The sequence below is a fragment of the Pseudomonas sp. WS 5071 genome, from assembly GCF_012985765.1.
Taxonomy (GTDB): domain Bacteria; phylum Pseudomonadota; class Gammaproteobacteria; order Pseudomonadales; family Pseudomonadaceae; genus Aquipseudomonas; species Aquipseudomonas lundensis_A.
Map to the genome: position 1 here is coordinate 39135 of NZ_JAAQWY010000010.1, position 20447 is coordinate 59581.

Annotated in this window: 13 protein-coding genes, 3 tRNA genes and 1 pseudogene; 14 read left to right on the top strand and 3 right to left on the bottom strand. The window is 60.0% G+C overall.

Translation table 11 applies throughout. From position 1 onward, the window contains the following. The first annotated feature begins 79 nt into the window (after window positions 1-79). The 12 genes and pseudogenes from HBN61_RS08340 (at window position 80) to HBN61_RS08395 (ending at window position 14418) form a co-directional block, all read left to right on the top strand. Window positions 80-155: transfer RNA gene (locus HBN61_RS08340), tRNA-Val, on the top strand. Between the two features lie 55 nt (window positions 156-210). Next, window positions 211-287, top strand: a tRNA-Asp gene (locus HBN61_RS08345). Between the two features lie 101 nt (window positions 288-388). Then, window positions 389-465, top strand: a tRNA-Asp gene (locus HBN61_RS08350). 537 nt (window positions 466-1002) lie between these two features. Further along, window positions 1003-3813 carry a bifunctional glycoside hydrolase/polysaccharide deacetylase family protein gene (locus HBN61_RS08355; RefSeq protein ID WP_170046486.1) on the top strand — a complete coding sequence of 937 codons (2811 nt, stop codon included), beginning with the start codon at window positions 1003-1005 and terminating at the stop codon, window positions 3811-3813. Beyond that, window positions 3791-7405: pseudogene (locus tag HBN61_RS08360) on the top strand (tetratricopeptide repeat protein). The gene HBN61_RS08355 and the pseudogene HBN61_RS08360 overlap by 23 nt, the downstream one beginning before the upstream one ends. 28 nt (window positions 7406-7433) lie before the next feature. Continuing rightward, the gene (locus HBN61_RS08365; RefSeq protein ID WP_170046487.1) at window positions 7434-7952 is read left to right on the top strand and encodes a penicillin-binding protein activator LpoB; all 519 of its coding nucleotides are present in this window, start codon (window positions 7434-7436) and stop codon (window positions 7950-7952) included. A gap of 5 nt (window positions 7953-7957) precedes the next feature. Next, the gene (locus tag HBN61_RS08370; protein WP_249275364.1) at window positions 7958-9322 is read left to right on the top strand and encodes a PelD GGDEF domain-containing protein; all 1365 of its coding nucleotides are present in this window, start codon (window positions 7958-7960) and stop codon (window positions 9320-9322) included. Then, complete coding sequence (locus HBN61_RS08375; protein WP_170046488.1) at window positions 9300-10286, top strand: HEAT repeat domain-containing protein; 987 nt, start codon at window positions 9300-9302, stop codon at window positions 10284-10286. Before HBN61_RS08370 ends, HBN61_RS08375 begins: the two co-directional genes overlap by 23 nt. Continuing rightward, the gene (gene pelF / locus HBN61_RS08380) at window positions 10283-11800 is read left to right on the top strand and encodes a GT4 family glycosyltransferase PelF (RefSeq protein WP_170046489.1); all 1518 of its coding nucleotides are present in this window, start codon (window positions 10283-10285) and stop codon (window positions 11798-11800) included. The genes HBN61_RS08375 and pelF overlap by 4 nt, the downstream gene beginning before the upstream one ends. Next, window positions 11801-13171 carry an exopolysaccharide Pel transporter PelG gene (gene pelG, locus HBN61_RS08385; RefSeq protein WP_170046490.1) on the top strand — a complete coding sequence of 457 codons (1371 nt, stop codon included), beginning with the start codon at window positions 11801-11803 and terminating at the stop codon, window positions 13169-13171. Between the two features lie 136 nt (window positions 13172-13307). Then, complete coding sequence (locus HBN61_RS08390; RefSeq protein ID WP_170046491.1) at window positions 13308-14195, top strand: DUF2242 domain-containing protein; 888 nt, start codon at window positions 13308-13310, stop codon at window positions 14193-14195. Window positions 14196-14235: 40 nt separating this feature from the next. Beyond that, a complete protein-coding gene (locus tag HBN61_RS08395) occupies window positions 14236-14418 on the top strand; it encodes a hypothetical protein (RefSeq protein ID WP_169964693.1) in 183 nt (60 codons plus the stop codon). Between the two features lie 21 nt (window positions 14419-14439). Here HBN61_RS08395 and HBN61_RS08400 read toward each other — a convergent pair whose 3' ends face one another. Next, a complete protein-coding gene (locus HBN61_RS08400) occupies window positions 14440-15480 on the bottom strand; it encodes an AraC family transcriptional regulator (protein ID WP_094993939.1) in 1041 nt (346 codons plus the stop codon). Window positions 15481-15483: 3 nt separating this feature from the next. After that, the gene (locus tag HBN61_RS08405) at window positions 15484-16614 is read right to left on the bottom strand and encodes a carbon-nitrogen hydrolase family protein (protein WP_170046492.1); all 1131 of its coding nucleotides are present in this window, start codon (window positions 16612-16614) and stop codon (window positions 15484-15486) included. 212 nt (window positions 16615-16826) lie between these two features. On the opposite strand from HBN61_RS08405, the gene HBN61_RS08410 reads away from it, so the two are divergent. Both HBN61_RS08410 and HBN61_RS08415 read left to right on the top strand, forming a co-directional pair. Next, a complete protein-coding gene (locus HBN61_RS08410) occupies window positions 16827-18863 on the top strand; it encodes an NADPH-dependent 2,4-dienoyl-CoA reductase (RefSeq protein WP_170046493.1) in 2037 nt (678 codons plus the stop codon). 108 nt (window positions 18864-18971) lie between these two features. Next, the gene (locus HBN61_RS08415) at window positions 18972-19898 is read left to right on the top strand and encodes a 1-aminocyclopropane-1-carboxylate deaminase/D-cysteine desulfhydrase (RefSeq protein ID WP_170046494.1); all 927 of its coding nucleotides are present in this window, start codon (window positions 18972-18974) and stop codon (window positions 19896-19898) included. Here the strand turns inward: HBN61_RS08415 and HBN61_RS08420 are convergent. Beyond that, window positions 19895-20443 (bottom strand): cytochrome b, encoded by a 549-nt coding sequence (locus HBN61_RS08420; RefSeq protein ID WP_170046495.1) that lies wholly within the window; start codon window positions 20441-20443, stop codon window positions 19895-19897. The genes HBN61_RS08415 and HBN61_RS08420 overlap by 4 nt on opposite strands. Window positions 20444-20447 lie beyond the last annotated feature (4 nt).

Below are 20447 nucleotides of genomic sequence, written 5' to 3' on the forward strand. Positions count from 1 at the left end.
CTTTTTTAAAAAAAAGTTCAATCTTGTCCTTGACTTAGCTTCGATAGGTGCGTAAATTTCGCGGCCTCAACGAAGCAAAGGGTGATTAGCTCAGCTGGGAGAGCATCTGCCTTACAAGCAGAGGGTCGGCGGTTCGATCCCGTCATCACCCACCACTTATTGAGTTTCTCGAAAGAGAAAAGGCGTTCTGAAAAGGACACCAACCGACGCGCAGCGGTAGTTCAGTCGGTTAGAATACCGGCCTGTCACGCCGGGGGTCGCGGGTTCGAGTCCCGTCCGCTGCGCCATATTTGTACAAGTCAGGCCAGCCTGATTTGCGATTGAAAAGCACCGAAGCTGTTCAATCAACGATTTCAAAGTTTCAAACGGACGCAAGTCCGAGCGATACGCAGCGGTAGTTCAGTCGGTTAGAATACCGGCCTGTCACGCCGGGGGTCGCGGGTTCGAGTCCCGTCCGCTGCGCCATATCTGCCTCTGAGCCCTTGAACTCTCAGAAGCTACAAAGAAAGCGACCTCAGGGTCGCTTTTTTTGTGCCTGAATTTTACCTCTCTGTCAGTTTTGCCTCGCGACCGTCTTCTCACGCAAATGGCATCCCTGTGTGCGTCGGCACGCTCCTTTTTTGGAATGTTAACAATTCGTTTGGATTGTAAGGCTCTAGCTCGATACTCTCCTGGTTGTGTCATTTTTCCAGCGCGCGCGATTTAAAATCCCAAGTCAGGCGCAAGTCGTCAAAAAAACGACGCTTATTCCCGATGGCGATAAAAAATCAAATTGGACTGCTCAATATTGGATCCATAGGATTGCCCGCAATTGGTGCGCAGTGCTGTCTCCGATTAATGAGTAACGGGTCGTAAAACGTTGTCGCTGATGCATGACGAACCAAACGTTAATGCCCCTGACTCGATCAACTGGCGTGCTCCTCATCATCATGTTTGAGAGTACCGAAGCGGCCGCACTGCAATAACTGCCCTGGATTCGGTCATTAAGGTCAAACGTCATTTATGGAGCACAAGTTTCGCAGGAGGCGTGCGTGTACCGTCGCTTTGCGCCTGTTCGCAGCGTTTTCACTGTACCTCTCCGGCACCGCCAGTCATGCGGCTGAACCTGCGCCTCGCAGTGTGGCGTTTTGGTACGCAGACAATCCCCCCTTGCAAGAGCTGGCACAGTTTGAGTGGGCGGTTGTTGAGTCCGGCCACCTGTCCACTGCAGACGTTGCCCGAATTCGTCAATTAGGCAGTCAGCCGTTTGCGTATTTGTCCGTGGGTGAGTTTGATGGCGATCGCAATACACTGATTGAGTCAGGGCTGGATAAAGGCGCCAGTTCTAAACGTAACAAGGCTTGGAACAGCCAGGTGATGGACCTGGCGTCACCGCAATGGCGCAGTCATCTGTTCAAACGTGCGCATGAACTGCAGGCGCAGGGTTACGCCGGGCTGTTTCTCGACACGCTGGACAGCTTTCAACTGCTGCCGGAATCGGCATGGCCCGGTCAGCAAACAGCACTGGCCAGTTTTCTGCGCGAACTGCACACCCGCGAACCGCAGCTGAAGCTGTTCTTCAACCGCGGTTTTGAAGTGTTGCCTGAGCTGGACGGTGTGGCCGCCGCCGTGGCAGTCGAGTCGATTCATGCAGGGTGGGACGCCGGTGCCAAACGCTATCGGCCTGTCTCACAAGCCGACCGTGAGTGGCTGGAGACTCGTCTCAAACCTCTGCGGGACAAAGGCATGCCGCTGGTAGCCATTGATTACCTGCCGCCGAGCCAACGAGAACAGGCGCGCAAACTGGCCCGTCAATTACGCGATGAAGGCTTTATCCCGTTCGTGACCACCCCGGACCTCGATTACCTGGGTGTCAGTACCCTTGAAGTCCAGCCGCGCCGGATCGCTATGTTGTATGACCCGCGTGAAGGGGACCTTACGGTTAACGCCGGGCATGTGATGCTCGGTGGCTTGCTCGAGTACCTGGGCTACCGGATTGACTATTTCCCGGTCGATCAACCGCTCCCTGCCCATCGGCTCAAGGGCGTGTATGCCGGTGTGGTGAGCTGGATGAACACGGGCCCGCCGCAAGATGCACAGCATTTCAATGCCTGGATCAACCAACGCCTGGATGAAGACGTGCCACTGGTGTTCCTGGCCGGCATGCCGATTGAGAACGCCGTCCTCCTTAAACGCCTCGGTTTGCACCCGTCAGTGCAGAGTGCTCCGACGTCACTCACGTTGCTGTCGCAAGACGCGTCGTTGATCGGCGGTTTCGAAGCGCCATTAATGCTGCGCACCCGCGAACTGACGCCCCTGTCGATATTGCCGGGCGGCCCGAAACCCGGTCTGTTGCTGGCCGATGAGAAGGGCAATGAATTTGCGCCGGTTGCCATTGGCCAGTGGGGCGGCATGGCAATGGCGCCGTATTTGGTGGAATCCAATGGCGAAGCCAGCCGCTGGATCATTGATCCGTTCGTGTTTATTCAACGTGCGTTGCGCCTTCCCCTGCAACCGCATCCTGACACCACCACGGAAAACGGCCGACGCATTGCGACCGTGCACATCGACGGTGACGGTTTTCCGTCCCGCGCAGAGATCCGTGGCACGCCCTACGCAGGGCAGTCTGTGCTGGACCTGTTTATCAAGCCTTATCCGTTCCTGACGTCGGTGTCGATCATTGAAGGGGAAATCTCCCCTCGCGGCATGTTCCCGTTTTTGGCCAAAGAACTGGAACCGATTGCACGCACCTTGTTTGCCAACCCCAAAGTCGAGGTGGCCACCCATACCTTCAGCCACCCATTCTTCATGCAGCCGGAAAAAGCCATGAAAGAAGAGGGCTTCCATCCCGAATATGGCCTGAACATGAAAATTGCGGGGTACAACAAGATCGACTTTCGTCGCGAAGTGTTTGGTTCACGGGACTACATCAACAACAACCTGACCACCCCGCAGAAGCCGGTAAAGATGATTTTCTGGCCCGGCGATGCGTTACCGGACGAAGCCACCCTCCAGTACGCCTATGAAGCCGGCCTGCAAAATGTGAACGGCGGCACCACCATCATCACCCACGCCAACCCGTCACTGACCGGGCTCTCGCCGCTATTGCGACCCACCGCGGGCGGCTTGCAGATCTATGCCCCGATCATTAACGAAAACATGTACACCAACCTGTGGAAGGGGCCGTTCTACGGCTTTCGCGATGTTATCGACACCTTTGAGCTGACTGACAACCCGCGCCGTCTGCGGGGCTTGCACCTGTATTACCACTTCTATTCCGGCACCAAGCAGGCATCGATCAAGGTCATGGATGATATCTACGCCTTCATGATCAAGCAGCAGCCGATCTCATTGTGGATGAGTGACTACCTGCCACGGGTGCGCGGCCTGTATGAATCCAGCCTGGCGCGTACCGCCGACGGTGACTGGCAAGTACTCGGGATGAACGCTTTGCGCACCTTGCGTATTGACCCGCAGATGGGCTGGCCTGACTTGGCTCGCTCTACAGGTGTTGCCGGGGTGCGCGACCTGCCGCAAGGCCGGTATGTCCATTTGAGCAGCGATCGCGCGTTGCTCGCCCTGCGCCCGGATCGCGACCCACGGCCGGCATTGGAGGAGGCCAACGTGCCGCTCCAGGGCTGGCGGTTTGAGAATGACGGTCGCGTCACCTTTGCGATGGCCGGGGAGTTTGAGGTGCAGTTTTCAGTACGGGCCGCTGGGCCGTGCCATGTTGAAATCAACGGGCAGCGCTATTCCCCGCGTGCGGAAAATGGCCTGTGGTTCTTTAAATTGCCAATGAAGCAGGTGAGTGATGCCCAACTCCTCTGCCAGTAAGAAAACCCGGCTGCTCAATCCGTGGGCGCTGGGTGTGGTGGCCGTGGCGGTCGGCGGACTGCTGTGGCTGACCTTTGAACAAGAAAGCGTCTTCCTCCCGGATGACCGTCAGCCAGATGCAGTCTCGGCCAACTATGCGGAACTGCTGCTCACCGCGCACCCGCAAGACGATGCGTTGCGCATCAAGCTGCTGGACCTGCTGATTACCCTGGGCGAGTACTCCAGGGCCCGCAAACATTTGAGTCAATGGCCGCAGCCCAACGCCACGGTCGCCCGCTTGTACGGGTTGCAGCTCGATCAATTGGCGTTGCCCAAGGATGCCGATGCCAGTGCCCGCACAGTGCTGGTCGAACGCCTCAGCACACTGGATCGCGCTCAGTTGCCGATTGCTGCACTGGAACGTATGGCGCAGTTGCTGTTAGTGCTGCAAGCACCGGGCCTGGCGGGGCAATGTTATGCCGAGCTGGCCGAGCGTGACCCGGCCCGGCGCCTGACGTGGTTAAGCAGTGCCGCGCAATGGTCGATGGCAGGTGGACAGCCGGGCCGTGCCGCTGACGTGTACCTGCAACTGGAAGCGTCCAGCAGCACGCCCGAGCAGCACAAACACTACCTGCGGCAAGCATTCGATGCCTTGATTGCCGCAGATCGAGGGGCTGAAGCGGCGGCGTTGTTAAGCCGGCAAGTGGCGCTCCTCAATGACCCTGACAGCGACCCGCATTGGTTGGAGCAAGGTGTTGAAACCGCGATCGCCCATGACCAGTTGCACCAAGCCGAAGTGTTGTTACAGCAGTGGCGGACCTTGCAACCCGGCAACCTTGAGGCTTTACGCAAGGAGTTCCGATTGCGGCTGGCGTTTGGCGATCAGGACGGCGCCTGGACCGTGGGGCAGGAACTGTTGCAGATCGAAGCGGGCGATGCCGCCTTTCTTGAACAAATGGCCCGACTGGGCGAGTGGAAGGGCGATAACTATCAGGCGCTGGATTACTGGATGGCCTACCTCAAGCTGCAGGATGACCCGGCGGCGTATGAGCATGCCTGGCGCTTGTCGATTCAGTTGTTTGATTTCGATCATGGCATCCCGTTGCTCACCAGCCTCCTGGAGACACGCAGCCTGACCGGGCCCGAGCTGGATGCGCTGGTGTTTGCCCACGAACAGCGTGGCACGCCGCAACTGGCCGAAGCCGTACTGCGCGCCAGCTTGAAAAAATACCCTGAACAGCGTCTGGCCTGGGTGCGTCTGAGCCAGAACCTGGAAAACACCGAGCAATACCCGGCCAAGACCGTGGTCATGCAGGCAATGGCGCAACATTTTCCGCTCACTGTCACCGAGCGTGTGGACTGGGCCGGGTCGCACCTGAGGTTTTTTGATACCCAAGGGGCGTGGAACGTACTGGACATTGATAACCGGGACATTCAAGACCCCGATTATTGGGAGCTGCGGGCGGCACTGGCGTGGGAGCTGGAGCGTGACGATGACTTGCAGCCGGCACTTGAACGGTTACTGGCGATCAAGGGTTCGTTGAATTACGGCGAAGAGGAGCAATTGGCCAACCTGTACCGCAAGCGTGCGCCGCAAAAGGCATTGGCGCTGATGATTGCGAGCTGGAACAAAACCCATAACCCGCAGCGTCTGGTCGTGGCCTTGCAAGTGGCGCAGGAACTGCAGGACTGGGCTCAAGTCAGTGTTTTGCTCGACAGTGCGTAGGCATGGCAGCAGGCCAACGAACAGGAGCAAGTACTGGCGGCCCGCGCTGCTTTGGCCATGCATGAGCAACGCTTCGTCGATGCCGAGCGTCTGCTCAAGCAGGGCTTGGCGCGTTACGACGATGACAACCTGTTTCGCGAGCGCTTGCTGTGGTTGTACATCGATCAGGGGCGTACGGCTGAGATCGGCCCGTTGTTGCAAAAATGGCGGGCGCGGGCGCGTAACGACAACCTGCTGTGGCTGCCGTTCGCCAGTGCCAGCCAGATGGTTGGGCGCACCAGTGAGTCGTTGGCCTGGTATCGCCTGTACCTCAAGGCCAATCCCCAAGACTGGCTGGTGCAGGCGGGCTATGCCGATGCGCTGGAAGCGGCCGGTTCGTTGGCAGCGGCGCAACGCTTGCGCCTGCAGTTGACCCGCACCGTGGACCTGCAACCGGGTATTGAATCCTCTCAACGGTATGCCATGTGGCTGCGCTTGCTGGCCAGCAGTTATTCGGCGCGTCTGGCGCAGAACAAGGCATTGCAATGGCAGGACGGCTCGCCCGCCATGTTGCAACTGTGGTTCGAACGCCTGCTGGCGCGGCTGGACGAAACCAATCAATCGGCCCAGAAAAACGACTGGCTGGCCTGGGCGCGCAGTCAGGGCCTAAAAGTCGACCGCTTTGAACTGATCCAGCAAGCGCTGCGTGACCGCAATCGCGACATGCTCAAGCAACTGCTGGCCAGCGGCGAACTGGACCCGGCGCAACAGGTCGATGCCCTCAGTCAACTGGGGCATGACGGTCACGCCCTGAGCGTGGGCTTGTCGGCACTGGGAGACGAACAGTCCGCCATGATTCGCGAGCAATTGCGGCGTCAGGCGGTGGAGATCCTTGACCGCACGCCGCAAGGCATTCAGTTGCGCTGGGAGGGCAAGGATTTTGGTGGGCTGGATATTTCTGGCCCGCAACTGACGCTCGCCCGTCACCTCAATGACGACTGGTACGCCAGCCTGGTGCTGGGACAAGGCCGCTATGACAGCGATCAACTGCGTGATGGCCAATTGGGTCAGGAGCGCAATGCGTTGCTCACGTTGCGCCGCCAATTGAGTGACGGCAGCTACAGCCTGGTTGCCGACATCAGCACCCGCCAGGATCACGACCGCAACGGCTTTGGCCTGAGCCGGGCGTGGCAGTTGAGTGCAACCGATGAAATTGAAACCGGTCTCGACTGGCATCGCCAGAGCGACGAAACCGGCCTGATGCGCGCTTTTGGCCAGCACGACGGGGTGTGGGTCAAGGGGCAGCATGGTTTCTCGGCGCGTGACCAGTTGAGTTGGGCACTGACGCATAACCGCTTTTCGACCCGTGCAGGCGATGCATTGGGTTCCGGTCAGGAGGCCAAGCTGGAGCTGGCCCATACCCTGGAGTTCGAAGGCCCCAACTGGGTGGTGCGGGCCGGTGCCGACTATCAGCGCAATAGCCTTAAAAGCGCTGAGCTGAATGACCTGACTGCCTTCCTCAAACCGATTTACGAGCTAGAGCCCATCGAAGATGACGAGGGCCGTGTGACGGGTGCACGTGCCGTGGACGTTACGTCGCCGCTCACTGCCCGCGATTTGCTGCAAGCGCGTTATGGCCAAGTGTACGTCGGCAGTTCATGGCGGCGCGGCATGCCCGGCGCCTTGAACCGTACCAAGGCGCAATACACCTGGCTGGTGGACGTCACGGCAGGCTGGCAGTGGGTCGACAAGACCTTCAACTGGGGCGTGGACACAGGCCTGGGCATGGAGGTGCTAGGGGATGACGAACTGGCGTTCACGTTCGGTTACCAGTCTTCGCCTCAGGGCGGCGCGGGCGCCGGTGGCACGCTCGGCGTGAGCTATGGCCTGCTGCGGTTTGGGCGCTGATCAATCAATGACTATGTGGAGAAACACGATGCAAACAATCCGAAACCTGACGCTGGCCATGGGCGTGTTGCTCATCGCCGGGTGCAGCAGCTTCACCGGTAAAAGCAGCCCGACCTTGTCCCGCAGTGCCCAATGGGGCGTGGTGCCACTGGTCAACTATTCGCAAACCCCGCAGGCGGGTGAGCGTAGCGAGCAGATCTTGCTCAGTGTGTTGAGCAACAAAGGCTTGCAACCCCAGATGTACCCGGTGGCAGAGCAGGGTGAGCAGGCCCTGCTGGACGACAGCGAGCGCTTGAACGGCGCCATGGAATGGGCGCGCCAGCAGAAGCTCGATTACGTGGTAGCCGGCAGCGTCGAAGAGTGGCAGTACAAGAACGGTCTGGATGGCGAACCGGCGGTCGGGATCAGCCTGCGGGTCATCGAGCCGGCCACCGGCCGGGTGTTGTGGAGCGAAAGCGGTGCGCGTGCCGGTTGGTCCCGTGAAAGCCTGGCCGGTTCCGCACAGAAAGTGCTGCACAAACTGGTCGGCGGCCTTCGGATTGAGTAACTGAGATGAACTCCCCCCATATGGATTTCAGCCTGGCGCCCCGAGCCCAGGGCCTCGGCTCCTGGCTCGAAACGCTGGTAATCACGGCACTTGCGCTCGGCCTTGGGCTGTGGCTGACCCCTGACGATCCGCTGCAAGTGCGTGGCGAATTTCCGTGGCCGCTGCTGGCGCCGCTGCTGATCAGTGTGCGTTACGGGTTTGTGCGTGGGCTCAGCAGTGCGTGCCTGATCGTGATGGCGTTTTTCGTCCTGCGCCAACAGGGTTGGCCGTTGTACGCCGAGATTTCGCCTTCATTCATCGTCGGCGTTCTGGTCTGCACCATGGTGGTGGGCGAAGTGCGCGACTTGTGGGACCGGCGTTTGCAGCGTTTGCAGATGGCCAACAATTATCGCCAGTACCGCCTCGACGAGTTCACCCGGCACCATCAAGTGTTGCGGGTTTCCCACGACCGGCTGGAGCAACGGGTTGCGGGCAGCGATCAAAGCCTGCGCAGCTCATTGCTGGGCTTGCGTGAACGGCTGCGTACACTGCAAGGCACCCCGCAACCCTTGGCGGCTCTGGCTGAGCCGATAGTGGCGATCCTTGGCCAGTACGGTTCGTTGCGGGTGGCGGGTCTGTATCCGGTGGATGACCAGCGCCTGGTTCACGATGAACCCTTGGCAACCCTCGGTGTGATGGGTGCGCTGGCGGTGCACGACCCGCTGATCACCTTATGCCTTGAGCGCAACGAATTGGTCAGTGTGCGCAGCAACCTGACGGATAACGGGGAGCAGAGTGACTTTTCGTCGCTGCAGGTGTGCGTGCCGCTGATGGACACTGACGGGCGCTTGCTGGCGATTCTGGCTGTGCGGCAGATGCCGTTCTTCGCCTTTCAAGAGCGTACGCTGAGCTTGCTGGCGTTGTTGGCCGGGCATATCGCTGACCTGCTGAACAGTGACAGCCATAGCCTGCAACTGCCGGATGCCGACGCACAGCATTTTGCCCAGCAACTCAAGCGTTCCTTGATTGATGTACAGCAGCACGACTTGTCAGCGTGCCTGTTCTTCTTCGAACTGACCGAACCCGAGCCGCAATTGCTCAGCTTGTTTGAACGCAGCCAGCGTGGGCTCGACCTGCAACTGAATGTGCGTAACCAACGCGACCATCAAGGGCTGCTGGTGCTGTTACCGCTGACCAGTGCCGAGGGTGCCGAAGGTTACCTGACGCGTCTGAACACGCTGGTTCACGAACATTTCGGCCAGCAACACACCCTGCAAAGCCTTGGTGTGCGCGTATTCCCGTATACCCTGGAGCCCGCTTCCGAGCGCGGTGGCTTGCGTAACTTCCTGTTCAACGAGTGTGGCCTGAATGATCAGCAAGTGGCTATTTAGCCTTGGGGTAGTGCTGGAGGCGAGCAGTTGGTCCAGCCTCTGGGTCGAGCTGCCGCCGGGGCAGGCGTTCCTGCTTTATGTGACCGCCCATGGGATTGCCAGTGGCATGCTGTGCGCCGGTGTATGGATGTTGTTGCCTGCGCGTTATCGCCAGCCCATGCCCTGGAGCCCGCTGTTTCTGTTCTCTCTGGTGTTTTTTATCCCGGTGATCGGCGCCTTGGGCGTTGCCTGCGTGATCTTCCCGGCACTGTATTGGCCGCGCCCTCGCGAACCAGAAGCCTGGCAGTCACTGGGCATTCCGAAGTTGCCGTTTCGCTCGCAGCCGCTGCATTCACCAATTTTTCGCGACGGTGGTTTGCAGGATGTACTGCGTCACGCACCCGACCCGGATCTACGCCTTTCGGCGTTGCTGAGCACACGACGGATGCCGGGCAGGGACGCGATCCCGATTCTCAGGCTGGCCTTGGCTGATCCCAGTGATGATGTGCGTTTACTGGCGTATTCAATGCTCGATAAGCAGGAGAACGACATCAATCAGCGTATTCAGGCCGACCTCAAACAGCTGCCCACCGCCAAACCGCCGGCCCGGGCGGCTTTGCACGCCACGCTGGCGCGCTGGTATTGGGAGCTGGCCTATCTGGGGCTGGCCCAGGGCAGTGTGCTGGAGCACGTCCTGAATCAGGCGCGTGAACATGCCGAGCAAGGCTTGCGCGAAGGTGAGGGGGGTGAGCTGCACCTGCTGGCGGGGCGTATTGCGCTGGAAATGGATGCCTTGGACACTGCGCGTCCACACCTGGACGCCGCGCAACACGCAGGTATCGATGCTTCATTGTTGATTCCGTTTCACGCTGAAATTGCCTTCAGGGCCGGGCATTACGCGCAAATTCCGCTTCTGCTGGCAACGTTGCCCGCCGACCTGTTGCGTCGCCCCCCCTTCGCAGACCTCGCAAGGTGCTGGTTATGAACACACCCCAACACGACGCACCGGTGGCGGATGTTTGCCTGCTGCTTGAAGGCACCTGGCCGTATGTACGCGGCGGGGTATCGAGCTGGATTCACCAGATGCTGCTGGGGTTGCCCGAAGTGACCTTTTCGGTGCTGTTCATCGGCGGGCAGCGTAACGCCTATAGCCGCAGAAACTACGACATCCCGCCGAACGTGGTGCACATCCAAGAAGTGTTCCTTGAGGAGGCGTGGCAAGGCCGCCCGGCGAGCACCACCACCGAGCAAGCAATTGCCCCGGAACTGGCCAACCTGTACCGCTTTTTGCACCACCCGGACGCGCCCAGCGTGGCGCAGGGCCAACAGTTGCTCGACGCGCTGGCGCAGGATCGCCTTAGCCTGACAGACGTGCTGCGCAGCCGCGCCAGTTGGGAAACCTTGAGCGCAGACTATCTCAAACACTGTGGCGATCCTTCGTTCGTGAATTATTTCTGGACCCTGCGTTCGATGCAGTCGCCCTTGCTGATGCTGGCCGAGGCCGCACGCGACATGCCGAGGGCGCGGGCATTACACTCAATTTCCACCGGGTATGCGGGGCTGGTGGGCTGCATTCTCAAGCAGCGCTGGGGCTGTCGCTACCTGCTGAGCGAACACGGTATCTACACCAAGGAGCGCAAGATCGACCTGGCGCAGGCCAGCTGGATCGCGGAAAGCAGCGAGCAAGCGCTCAATGGCAGCCTGGACACCGGCACCGGCTACATGCGTACGCTGTGGATCCGCTTCTTTGAACGCATCGGGCGGCTGGTGTACGACCACGCCGACAACATCATTGCCCTGTATGACGGCAACCGTCAGCGGCAAATCAAGGACGGCGCCGATGCGGCACGTACACAAGTGATCCCCAACGGCATCGACTTACCGAAATGGACTGCCGCGTTGCAGGCCCGTCCCGACGGTATTTTGCCGGTGGTGGGACTGATTGGTCGCGTGGTGCCGATCAAGGATGTGAAAACCTTTATCCGCGCCCTGCGCGGCGTGGTCAGCGCCATGCCTGACGTGCAGGGCTGGATTGTCGGGCCCGAAGAGGAAGACCCGGCTTACGTCAGCGAGTGCCGCAGCCTAGTGGCCAGCCTGGGGCTGGAAGACAACGTGTTGTTCCTGGGTTTCCAGAGCATTCAGAACATCCTGCCGCAATTGGGTTTGATGGTACTGACCTCCATCAGTGAGGCTCAGCCGCTGGTCATCCTGGAAGCCTGGGCGGCGGGAATTCCGGTGGTGTCCAGTGACGTGGGCTCATGCCGCGAGCTGATCGAAGGCGGTATTGCCGAAGACCGCGACTTGGGGCTGGCCGGAGAAGTGGTGGCAATCGCTGATCCGCAAGCCACCTCCCGCGCGATCCTCGGCCTGCTGCGCGACCCTCAACGCTGGCAGGCCGCGCAAACCAGCGGCTTGCAACGGGTGCATCGTTACTACGGAGAAAACTTGATGTTTGAGCGATATCGCACCCTGTACCGCGCAGCCATGGAGGCGGTGTAAATGGCTGGCATCGGTTTTGAACTGCGTAAAATCCTGTCCCGCGACTCTTACACCGCGACCCTGCACGCTTATGTGTACGCCGGGCTCATCAGCTCGGGGCCGTGGGTGCTGTCGATTGTCAGCGTGATGCTGGTGGGGGTGTTGAGCCTCGGGTTGTTGATGCCGGAAATGCTGGTCCGGCAGTTTCTGATCACGGTGACTTACCTGATGGCCACCTCGCTGATCCTGACGGGCGGCCTGCAACTGTTTTTCACACGGTTTGTTTCGGACCGGCTGTTTGAGCGCAAATTCTCGCGGATCTTGCCCAACCTGGTGGGCGTGTTGCTGCTCGTCACCCTGAGCTCAGGCGTGCTGGGCACGCTGTTGCTGTGGGCACTGTTTGACGAGCCGCTGATGTACCGGCTGCTGGTGCTGGCCAATTTTGTGACCCTGTGCAACCTGTGGCTGGTGATTATCTTTCTGTCGGGGATGAAGGCCTATAACCGGATTTTGCTGGTGATGCTGGTGGGCTATGCGCTGATGGTATTGAGTGCGTACCTGTTGAGCTTCATGGGTATCAACGGGTTGCTGTTGGCGCTGTTGATTGGCCACGGCACGCTGCTGTTCCTGTACCTCTACGACATCCTGCGCGAATACCGCGCCGATACGCTGGTGGCGTTCGATTTTCTGGACCGGCGACAGGTGTTCACCAGCCTGTTGCTGACCGGGCTCTGTTACAACTTGGGGATCTGGATCGACAAGTTCATCTTCTGGTTCAACCCGGCCACTTCCAGCGCGGTGATTGGCCCTATGCGCTCGTCGGTGCTCTACGACTTGCCGATCTTTCTGGCGTACCTGGCGATCATCCCCGGCATGGCGGTGTTTTTGGTCCGCATCGAAACCGACTTCGCACAGTGGTATGACCGTCTGTTTCGGGCGATCCGTGAAGGGGAGACGTTGCAGCATATCGGCCAGATCAAGACAGAGATGACGCTGTCGATCCAGCAAGGGCTGCTGGAAATTTGCAAGGTGCAGGGGCTGACGGCGGTGCTGTTGTTCCTCTTCGCGCCGCACCTGCTCGAATGGCTGGGGATTTCCAGTTACTACCTGCCGTTGTTTTACATCGATCTGGTGGGGGTCAGCATTCAGGTGGTGTTCATGGCGCTGTTGAACGTGTTTTTCTACCTCGACAAGCGGGCAATCGTGCTCAAGCTGTGTGTGATGTTTGTGGTGCTGAACGGCGCTTTGACCCTGCTCAGCCTGTACCTTGGCCCGAGTTTCTTTGGTTACGGGTTTACCTTGTCATTGCTGGTGTGCGTGCTCGTGGCGTTGCAGCAACTGTCGACGGCGCTGCATGATCTTGAGTACCAAACCTTCATGCTCAGCGATTAAGCGGGAAGCGCGGCATGCGTGAACGGTGGTCCTTGGCCTGCGCCAGCGACCACAGGCCGCATCTTCGACTTGTTCTGGACACGCCATCCGATCAAACTGCGCGCATTCGCCCGTACCGTTCTCTTCAGGATGTTCAATGTCTATGTCATTCCCCTTGCGTACCGCGGTTGTCGCCTTCGTGCTGACCGGCCTCGCAGGTTGCTCGACGCAGAAAACCGCGATCTACGAGCATGAAAACTTCGATGACTCCGGCACTTTTTCGCGCAATTACCCGGTGGCCGACAAGGCTTCTTGCGAGGCAGCACGCCGCGCCTTGCTCAGTCAGGGCTACATCATCACCAGCCGCGACCCGAAAATGATCAGCGGCCATAAAAGCTTCCAGCAAACCGGTGAAAGCCATCTGGAAATCAGCTTTAACGTGGTCTGTGCCGATGACGGCGGGGCGGCGCATCACTCCACGATGTTCGCCAATGCCTTGCAGGACCGCTATGCGCTGAAGAAGGTTAACAACTCCGCCAGCCTTGGGGTCGGTGTGCTGGGGTCGGTATCGATGCCCATTGGTTCAACCGATGATTCGATGGTCAAGGTGGCCAGCGAAACCGTATCGTCTGCGCAGTTTTATGACCGTTTCTTCTCATTGGTAGAGGTGTTCCTGCCCAAGGAAGCAAAGAAAGCCGCGCACATTGAAGAGAAACCCGAGGCTGATCTGGGTGTGCCTGAGCCTGCGCCTGCCAAGGTCGAAGCGACACCTGCCACGCCGCCATCTGAGGCCCCGGCCGTCATCGCGCCCGAGGTGACGCCGGTGATCGCGCCGCCCGCGGTCGAGCCCGTGGGGTCGCAGCCGGTGGTGCCGCCCGCGGAAGCAGCCCCCATCACGCCGATTGACGCTCCTGCAACCCCAGAACCGACGGCGCCCAGCGCGCCAGCGGCGCCTGCAGCGGCTGTGCCTGAAGCGCCGATCCCTGTCGCAGGGCCAGCCCCGGTCACTGCACCGGTCAACCCAGAACCTGCTCCAGCGCAATAAACCGCGGCGGTAAATCTGAAATGATCTGCTACGTTTAAATTTGAGCCCTAGACGTGTTAGCGCAGGTGTCACGTTTCCTTCATGCGCGCACGTTAAGCTCGAACGATCACGACAACAGACGCAGAAGGATGCCGACATGGACGATTATCAGGAAGAACTGCTGGAGTATCAGGCGTCCCAACTGGACCCGCTGGAGCCTGCGGACGACGCTACCGAGCTTTGAACGTCGCAGCGCACGGTCGCTTCATGCCGACTGGCGCTGGCGGCGCCGGAACTCTCCGGGTGTTTCAGCGTTCCAGCGTTTGAAGGCACGTTGAAACGCCTCGGCCGAGGCAAACCCCAACAAATACGCGATTTCGCCAAAAGCCAGTTCGGTGTCCCGGATATAGGTCATGGCGAGGTCGCGGCGTGTGTCATTGAGGATGGCGCGAAACTGCGTGCCTTCTTCCGCCAGCTTGCGGCGCAGCGTCCAGGTCGGCAGTTTCAGGCGAGCAGCCACTTCCTCCAGATCAGGTTCACGGCCGCCATTGAGCAACGGCCCCAGCAACTGGGTGATGCGCTCGCGCAAACTGCGCGTACGGGTCAGTTGTTCCAGTTCGCGTTCGCACAATTGCAGCAAATATGCCCAGGTGCTTGGGCAATGCTGCGGGTTGCGCAGATCAAGCGTGGCGTGATTGAGGCGTAGCTGGTTGGTGTCTGCACGAAAGCGCACCGGGTTGTGGCTCAGCACGCTGTACTGCTCGGCGTAGTCGGGTTCGCTGAACTCGATCTCGATCTGTTCGCTGGTCAGCGGGCAGTCGGCCACGGCGGATAATTGCTGCAGCCAGCCTGAGATGATGGAGTCCACCACGAAACGGTTATAGGCGTTGTACGGGCTGATGGAGTAAAAGCGCAGCCAGGCGCCCTGAGCATCTTCGTGCAGGCTCGACTGCCCACGGTAGTTGGAGCCGTAGAGGGCTTCGAAGCGGATCAGGGTGCGCGCCGCTTCCCGCACCGTCGGGGCTTGCGCCGCCGTGACCCCGGCCAGCCCCGCCTGACTCAGGCGGCTCAACTGACCCATGCGCAAACCCAGTGCGGGCTCGCCCGTCAATCCAATCGCGGCATGCCCCAGGCGCATGTAGCGCGGAATCGAGAGCCGCGCCATGGGCTGGCTCAAGCGCGCAGCATCAAGGCCGTATTGATCGAGCAAGGGCAAGGGGTCATGACCGCAGCTGCGCACCGCATCCGCCAGTTGTTGCACGAAACCGACCGACAAATCCCCCAAACGCATCGGTAACGGTTTCATTGGCTACAACCAGAGGTTGAGCAAGCGAGCAGTGGACACGGGCATATCAGGGCTGGTGAGGCCGTTGCGGCTGATAAAGCTTTGCCCGACGCTGTGTTTGTCCCAGAACCGGCCCTGGGAAAACACCGTGATCCCGGCTTCGGCAGTGCTGCTGGGCACGCTGCTGATCAGGGTCAGACGATGCCAGGCTTCGCCTTCACTGACTTCGCCGGGCTTGAGGCTGATTTCGCTGGGCGTCGATACGCTTTTGTAACCGCCCCAGGGGTTATTCCACGTGTCTTTGCCGGTCACGAAGGCGGGTACGGCGATCAGTTGCACCTGTTGCTCGTTCAGCACGCGGTAGTTGTCGGGGTACCAACTGTCGCTGCCCACCAGAATACCGAGGCGCCCGGCCGGAGTGTCCACCACATTCAACTGATGGTCGGGGCTGGGCTGGATGTAGCTCTGTTCTTCGTAGGTCGGCAGCAATTGGCGCTGGGGCTTGCCTATTGCAGTGCCGTTGCGGTCGAACACCACGCTGCTGTTGTACAGCGCGCCGGAGCCCGCGTGCAGGGTGCCGTTTTCGATGCGCGGGTCGGGCAGGGCGATGCTGCCGGCCACCAGCGTGATGCTAAATTCCCGGGCCAGCCCGCCAAACAGGGTCTGATAGTCGGCGGCCATGCGTTTGGCTTTCATGCGCAAGTGGGCATCGTTGAGACGGCTTTCTCCTTCGGCCCCCAGCCAGGCACGGGTGAAGCTCAGCGGGTTGCTGATGGCCAGCCAGTGCATGGCTTCGTGGAGGTTTGCAGCTTGATACAGCTCGTCTTTCTCGCCGCGAAACATCAGCCATGAACCAATGTGTTCGGGCATCACCACGATGGTTTTCTCGTTGAGCAAGCCGGCGTCGCGGGCCTTGTTCAAGTAAGTCGCCAGTTTGAGATGCAGCAGCTCAAGGCTTTGATAATCGCGGGGCGACAGCAACGGCTCGATCCCCAGCAGGTTGCCACGCCCGGTGTCGACGCCGTCGTTAATTGCCAACTCGACCCGCAAGTCAGACAGGTAATGGCCGACGTCGCGTTGCTCGGTCCAGTACGCATACCCACCTGCAGCGGCGGCAACGGCGATCAGTAAGGTGCAACCAATTAATTTACGCATGAGAAATAGAGCAGACAGCCATTCGCAGGATTCGGTGTCTAGGGTAGGTGGCGCCTGCACGCTTGCCAAGAGGGGCTGTGCAATTGGGTTAATAATTTGTCACTTTGGGTCATTGAGTGGGGTCGGGCGGGGCTTTACTGTGCCTGTCATTCAACGACGGGCGCCGTAGAGCCTCCCGCGTTCCGTGAATCAGCCTGTTGTGGAGCAACTTGATGACTGCCACTCACTACCCGCATTTAATGGCCCCGCTGGATCTGGGTTTCACCACGTTGCGCAATCGCAGCCTGATGGGCTCGATGCACACCGGCCTTGAAGAAAAGCCCGGCGGCTTTGAACGCATGGCCGCTTACTTTGCTGAACGCGCCAAGGGCGGCGTCGGCCTGATGGTCACGGGCGGTATCGCCCCCAACGATGAGGGCGGTGTGTACAGCGGGGCGGCCAAGCTCAGTACCCCGGAAGAAGCCGAGAAGCATGTGGTCGTGACCCGGGCGGTACACGATGCCGGGGGCAAGATCTGCCTGCAGATCCTCCACGCCGGGCGTTATGCCTACAGCCCGCGTCAGGTTGCGCCGAGCGCGATTCAGGCGCCAATCAATCCGTTCAAACCCAAGGAACTGGATGAAGCCGGCATTGAGAAGCAGATCAGTGATTTCGTAACCTGTGCCCGTCTGGCCCAGAGCGCCGGTTACGACGGCGTTGAAATCATGGGGTCTGAAGGTTATTTCATTAACCAGTTCCTCGCGGCCCACACCAACCATCGCACCGACCGTTGGGGCGGTAGCTACGAAAACCGCATGCGCCTGCCGGTTGAAATCGTGCGCCGGGTGCGCGAAGCGGTCGGGCCACATTTCATCATCATTTATCGCCTGTCGATGCTGGACCTGGTAGAAGGTGGCAGCGTCTGGGACGAAATCGTGCAACTGGCGCAGGCGGTCGAACAGGCCGGTGCCACACTGATCAACACCGGCATCGGCTGGCACGAGGCGCGCATCCCGACCATCGCCACCAAAGTGCCACGTGGCGCGTTCAGCAAAGTCACGGCCAAATTGCGCGGTTCGGTCAAGGTGCCGCTGATCACCACCAACCGCATCAACACCCCCGAAATTGCCGAACAGATTCTGGCCGAGGGCGACGCCGACATGGTGTCCATGGCGCGTCCGTTTTTGGCCGACCCTGAGTTCGTCAACAAAGCCGCAGCCGGGCGTAGTGACGAAATCAATACCTGCATCGGTTGCAACCAGGCGTGTCTGGACCACACCTTTAGCGGCAAGCTCACCAGTTGCCTGGTCAATCCGCGCGCCTGTCACGAAACCGAACTCAACTACCTGCCTGCCATCCATGTGAAAAAAATCGCTGTAGTCGGTGCCGGTCCGGCCGGGCTGTCGGCGGCTACAGTGGCGGCCGGGCGCGGGCATCAGGTGACGCTGTTCGATTCGGCCAGCGAGATCGGCGGCCAGTTCAACGTGGCCAAGCGCGTGCCGGGCAAGGAAGAGTTCGTCGAGACCCTGCGGTACTTCAAGCGTTTATTGCAAACCACCGGGGTCGAGGTGTGCCTCAACACCCGTGTGGATGTTGAGCAGTTGGTGGCGGGCGGGTTTGACGAAATTATTCTGGCCACCGGTATCGCGTCGCGCACCCCTGACATTCCGGGTGTGGATCACCCCAACGTCCTGAGTTACCTGGACGTGATCCTTGAACGCAAACCGGTTGGCGCAAAAGTGGCAGTTATCGGCGCGGGCGGGATTGGTTTTGACGTGTCGGAGTTTCTGGTGCATCAGGGCGTGTCCACCAGCCAGGACCGGGATGCATTCTGGCGGGAGTGGGGCATCGATACACGCTTGGAAGCCCGCGGCGGCGTGGCCGGGATCACACCTCAGGTTCACGCGCCTGCGCGACAGGTGTTTTTGTTACAACGCAAGAAAACCAAGGTGGGCGACGGGCTGGGCAAGACCACGGGCTGGATCCACCGCACGGGCCTCAAAAACAAGCATGTGCAGATGCTCAACAGCGTTGAGTACCTGAGCATTGACGATGACGGGCTGCATATCCGCATAGGCGACGGTGAGCCTCAATTGCTCGCGGTGGACAACATCGTGATCTGCGCCGGTCAAGACCCGCTGCGTGACTTGCAAGCAGGTTTGGAAGCCGCCGGGCAGCGCGTGCATCTGATTGGCGGCGCGGATGTGGCGGCCGAACTGGATGCCAAGCGCGCGATCAATCAGGGATCGCGACTGGCGGCCGAGTTGTAGGCGCGCCCTGTGTAGCCGCTACGCGATGCCTGGGCTGACACAAGCAGCGGTAGCGGCTATAGAAAAACGTATGGTTTAAACTCCGTTCATTTTTGAGCGGAGTGTGCCATGAGCGTGCCTTTGATTGATTGGGAGCCCCGCGCACCCCTGCAACGTTTGCACCTCGACTGGCTGGTTAGCGCCGGGGTTGAGGTTGCAGTCCTGCGGCTGGACCTGATCGACCCGCTGATCACTGGCAACAAATGGTTCAAGCTCAATCACCCGCTGCAGGCGGCCCATGCTACGGGTGCTCACGGGCTAATTAGCCTGGGCGGCGCACACTCCAACCATCTGCACGCGTTGGCGGCAGCGGGTAAACGCTTTGGTTTTACCACGGTAGGCCTGCTGCGCGGGCACCCTCAAGAAACTCCCACCACTCGAGACCTGCAAGCCTTCGGCATGCACCTGCATTGGCTAGGGTTCGCCGGTTATCGCGCCCGGCATGCGCCTGATTTCTGGCAACCCTGGCAAGCGCTGTACCCGCATTTGCACACCGTGCCCGAGGGCGGCGCAAGTTTGGCGGGCGCGCAGGGGTGCTCACCGTTGGTCAAACAGGTGCGTGAACAACTGGCCGGGCTGGGCTGGGCAGATTACGACGCGTGGTGGCTGGCCGCTGGCACGGGCACGACGCTGGCCGGTGTGGTGCTGGCCGAAGCAGGGCGGCGCAGGGTCTACGGTGCAATGGCGGTCCCCGAGGACCATGGCGTCGCGCGCAATGTGGCATCCATTCTGCAATCGGCGGGCAGGGAGGCTGGCGATTATCAGTTGATCGATGCCAGTCGCGGCGGTTTTGCACGGGTCGATGAGACCTTGCTGGATTTCATTGGGGTCAGCGAGTTGGCGTGTGGCGTGCCCTTGGAGCCGGTGTACACCGGCAAAGCCTTACTGGCACTCAAGGAGGCGATTGAAACGGGACGCGTGGAACGAGGTCAGCGAGTGGTGTTTGTGCACACCGGCGGCTTGCAGGGCCGCCGGGGTTTGGAACAACGTGCTTAGCCGCGTTTAGGCAGCATGCGTAGCAACGTGTTGTCCTTGATCACGTAGTGGTGAAACAGCCCGGCCACTGCATGCAAACCAATCAGCCAGTACCCGATGCTGCCCCCCAGTTCGTGCCAGCCTTTGATCTGTTTGGCCATGTCCACGTCCTTGAGGGTCAGGGGCGGCAGGTCGATGCCATAAAAGAAGACCGGCTTGTCGCTGTAGCTCAGGACCAGATAGCCCATCACCGGCATGGCAATCATGAACACATACAGCGCCCAGTGCATAAGGGTCGCCAACGCCGTTTGCCAAGTGGGCGGGGTGGGGGTGATTTTCGGCGCCACGCCAAGCGTGCGGGCCAGTAAACGCAGCCAGACCAAAGCGAATACGGTTAAACCCAGCATGAAGTGGGCATCTTTCATCAGGGTGCGGCCGTCACTGTCTTTGGGGAAAATCCCGCGAAACTCAATGGCGGCGTAAATCAGTACAAACAACAGCACCATGACCCAATGCAGGGCAATGGACATGCGACTGTAGCTGTCGTTGGAGCTTTTCCAGGACATGGTG

Coding starts and splice junctions, on each gene's coding strand:
- HBN61_RS08400 (WP_094993939.1), bottom strand. CDS start 15,480: ATGAAACCGTTACCGATGCGTTTGGGGGATTTGTCGGTCGGTTTCGTG.
- HBN61_RS08420 (WP_170046495.1), bottom strand. CDS start 20,443: ATGTCCTGGAAAAGCTCCAACGACAGCTACAGTCGCATGTCCATTGCC.
- HBN61_RS08415 (WP_170046494.1), top strand. CDS start 18,972: ATGAGCGTGCCTTTGATTGATTGGGAGCCCCGCGCACCCCTGCAACGT.
- HBN61_RS08375 (WP_170046488.1), top strand. CDS start 9,300: ATGATCAGCAAGTGGCTATTTAGCCTTGGGGTAGTGCTGGAGGCGAGC.
- HBN61_RS08370 (WP_249275364.1), top strand. CDS start 7,958: ATGAACTCCCCCCATATGGATTTCAGCCTGGCGCCCCGAGCCCAGGGC.
- pelG (WP_170046490.1), top strand. CDS start 11,801: ATGGCTGGCATCGGTTTTGAACTGCGTAAAATCCTGTCCCGCGACTCT.
- pelF (WP_170046489.1), top strand. CDS start 10,283: ATGAACACACCCCAACACGACGCACCGGTGGCGGATGTTTGCCTGCTG.
- HBN61_RS08405 (WP_170046492.1), bottom strand. CDS start 16,614: ATGCGTAAATTAATTGGTTGCACCTTACTGATCGCCGTTGCCGCCGCT.
- HBN61_RS08365 (WP_170046487.1), top strand. CDS start 7,434: ATGCAAACAATCCGAAACCTGACGCTGGCCATGGGCGTGTTGCTCATC.
- HBN61_RS08355 (WP_170046486.1), top strand. CDS start 1,003: ATGGAGCACAAGTTTCGCAGGAGGCGTGCGTGTACCGTCGCTTTGCGC.
- HBN61_RS08390 (WP_170046491.1), top strand. CDS start 13,308: ATGTCTATGTCATTCCCCTTGCGTACCGCGGTTGTCGCCTTCGTGCTG.
- HBN61_RS08410 (WP_170046493.1), top strand. CDS start 16,827: ATGACTGCCACTCACTACCCGCATTTAATGGCCCCGCTGGATCTGGGT.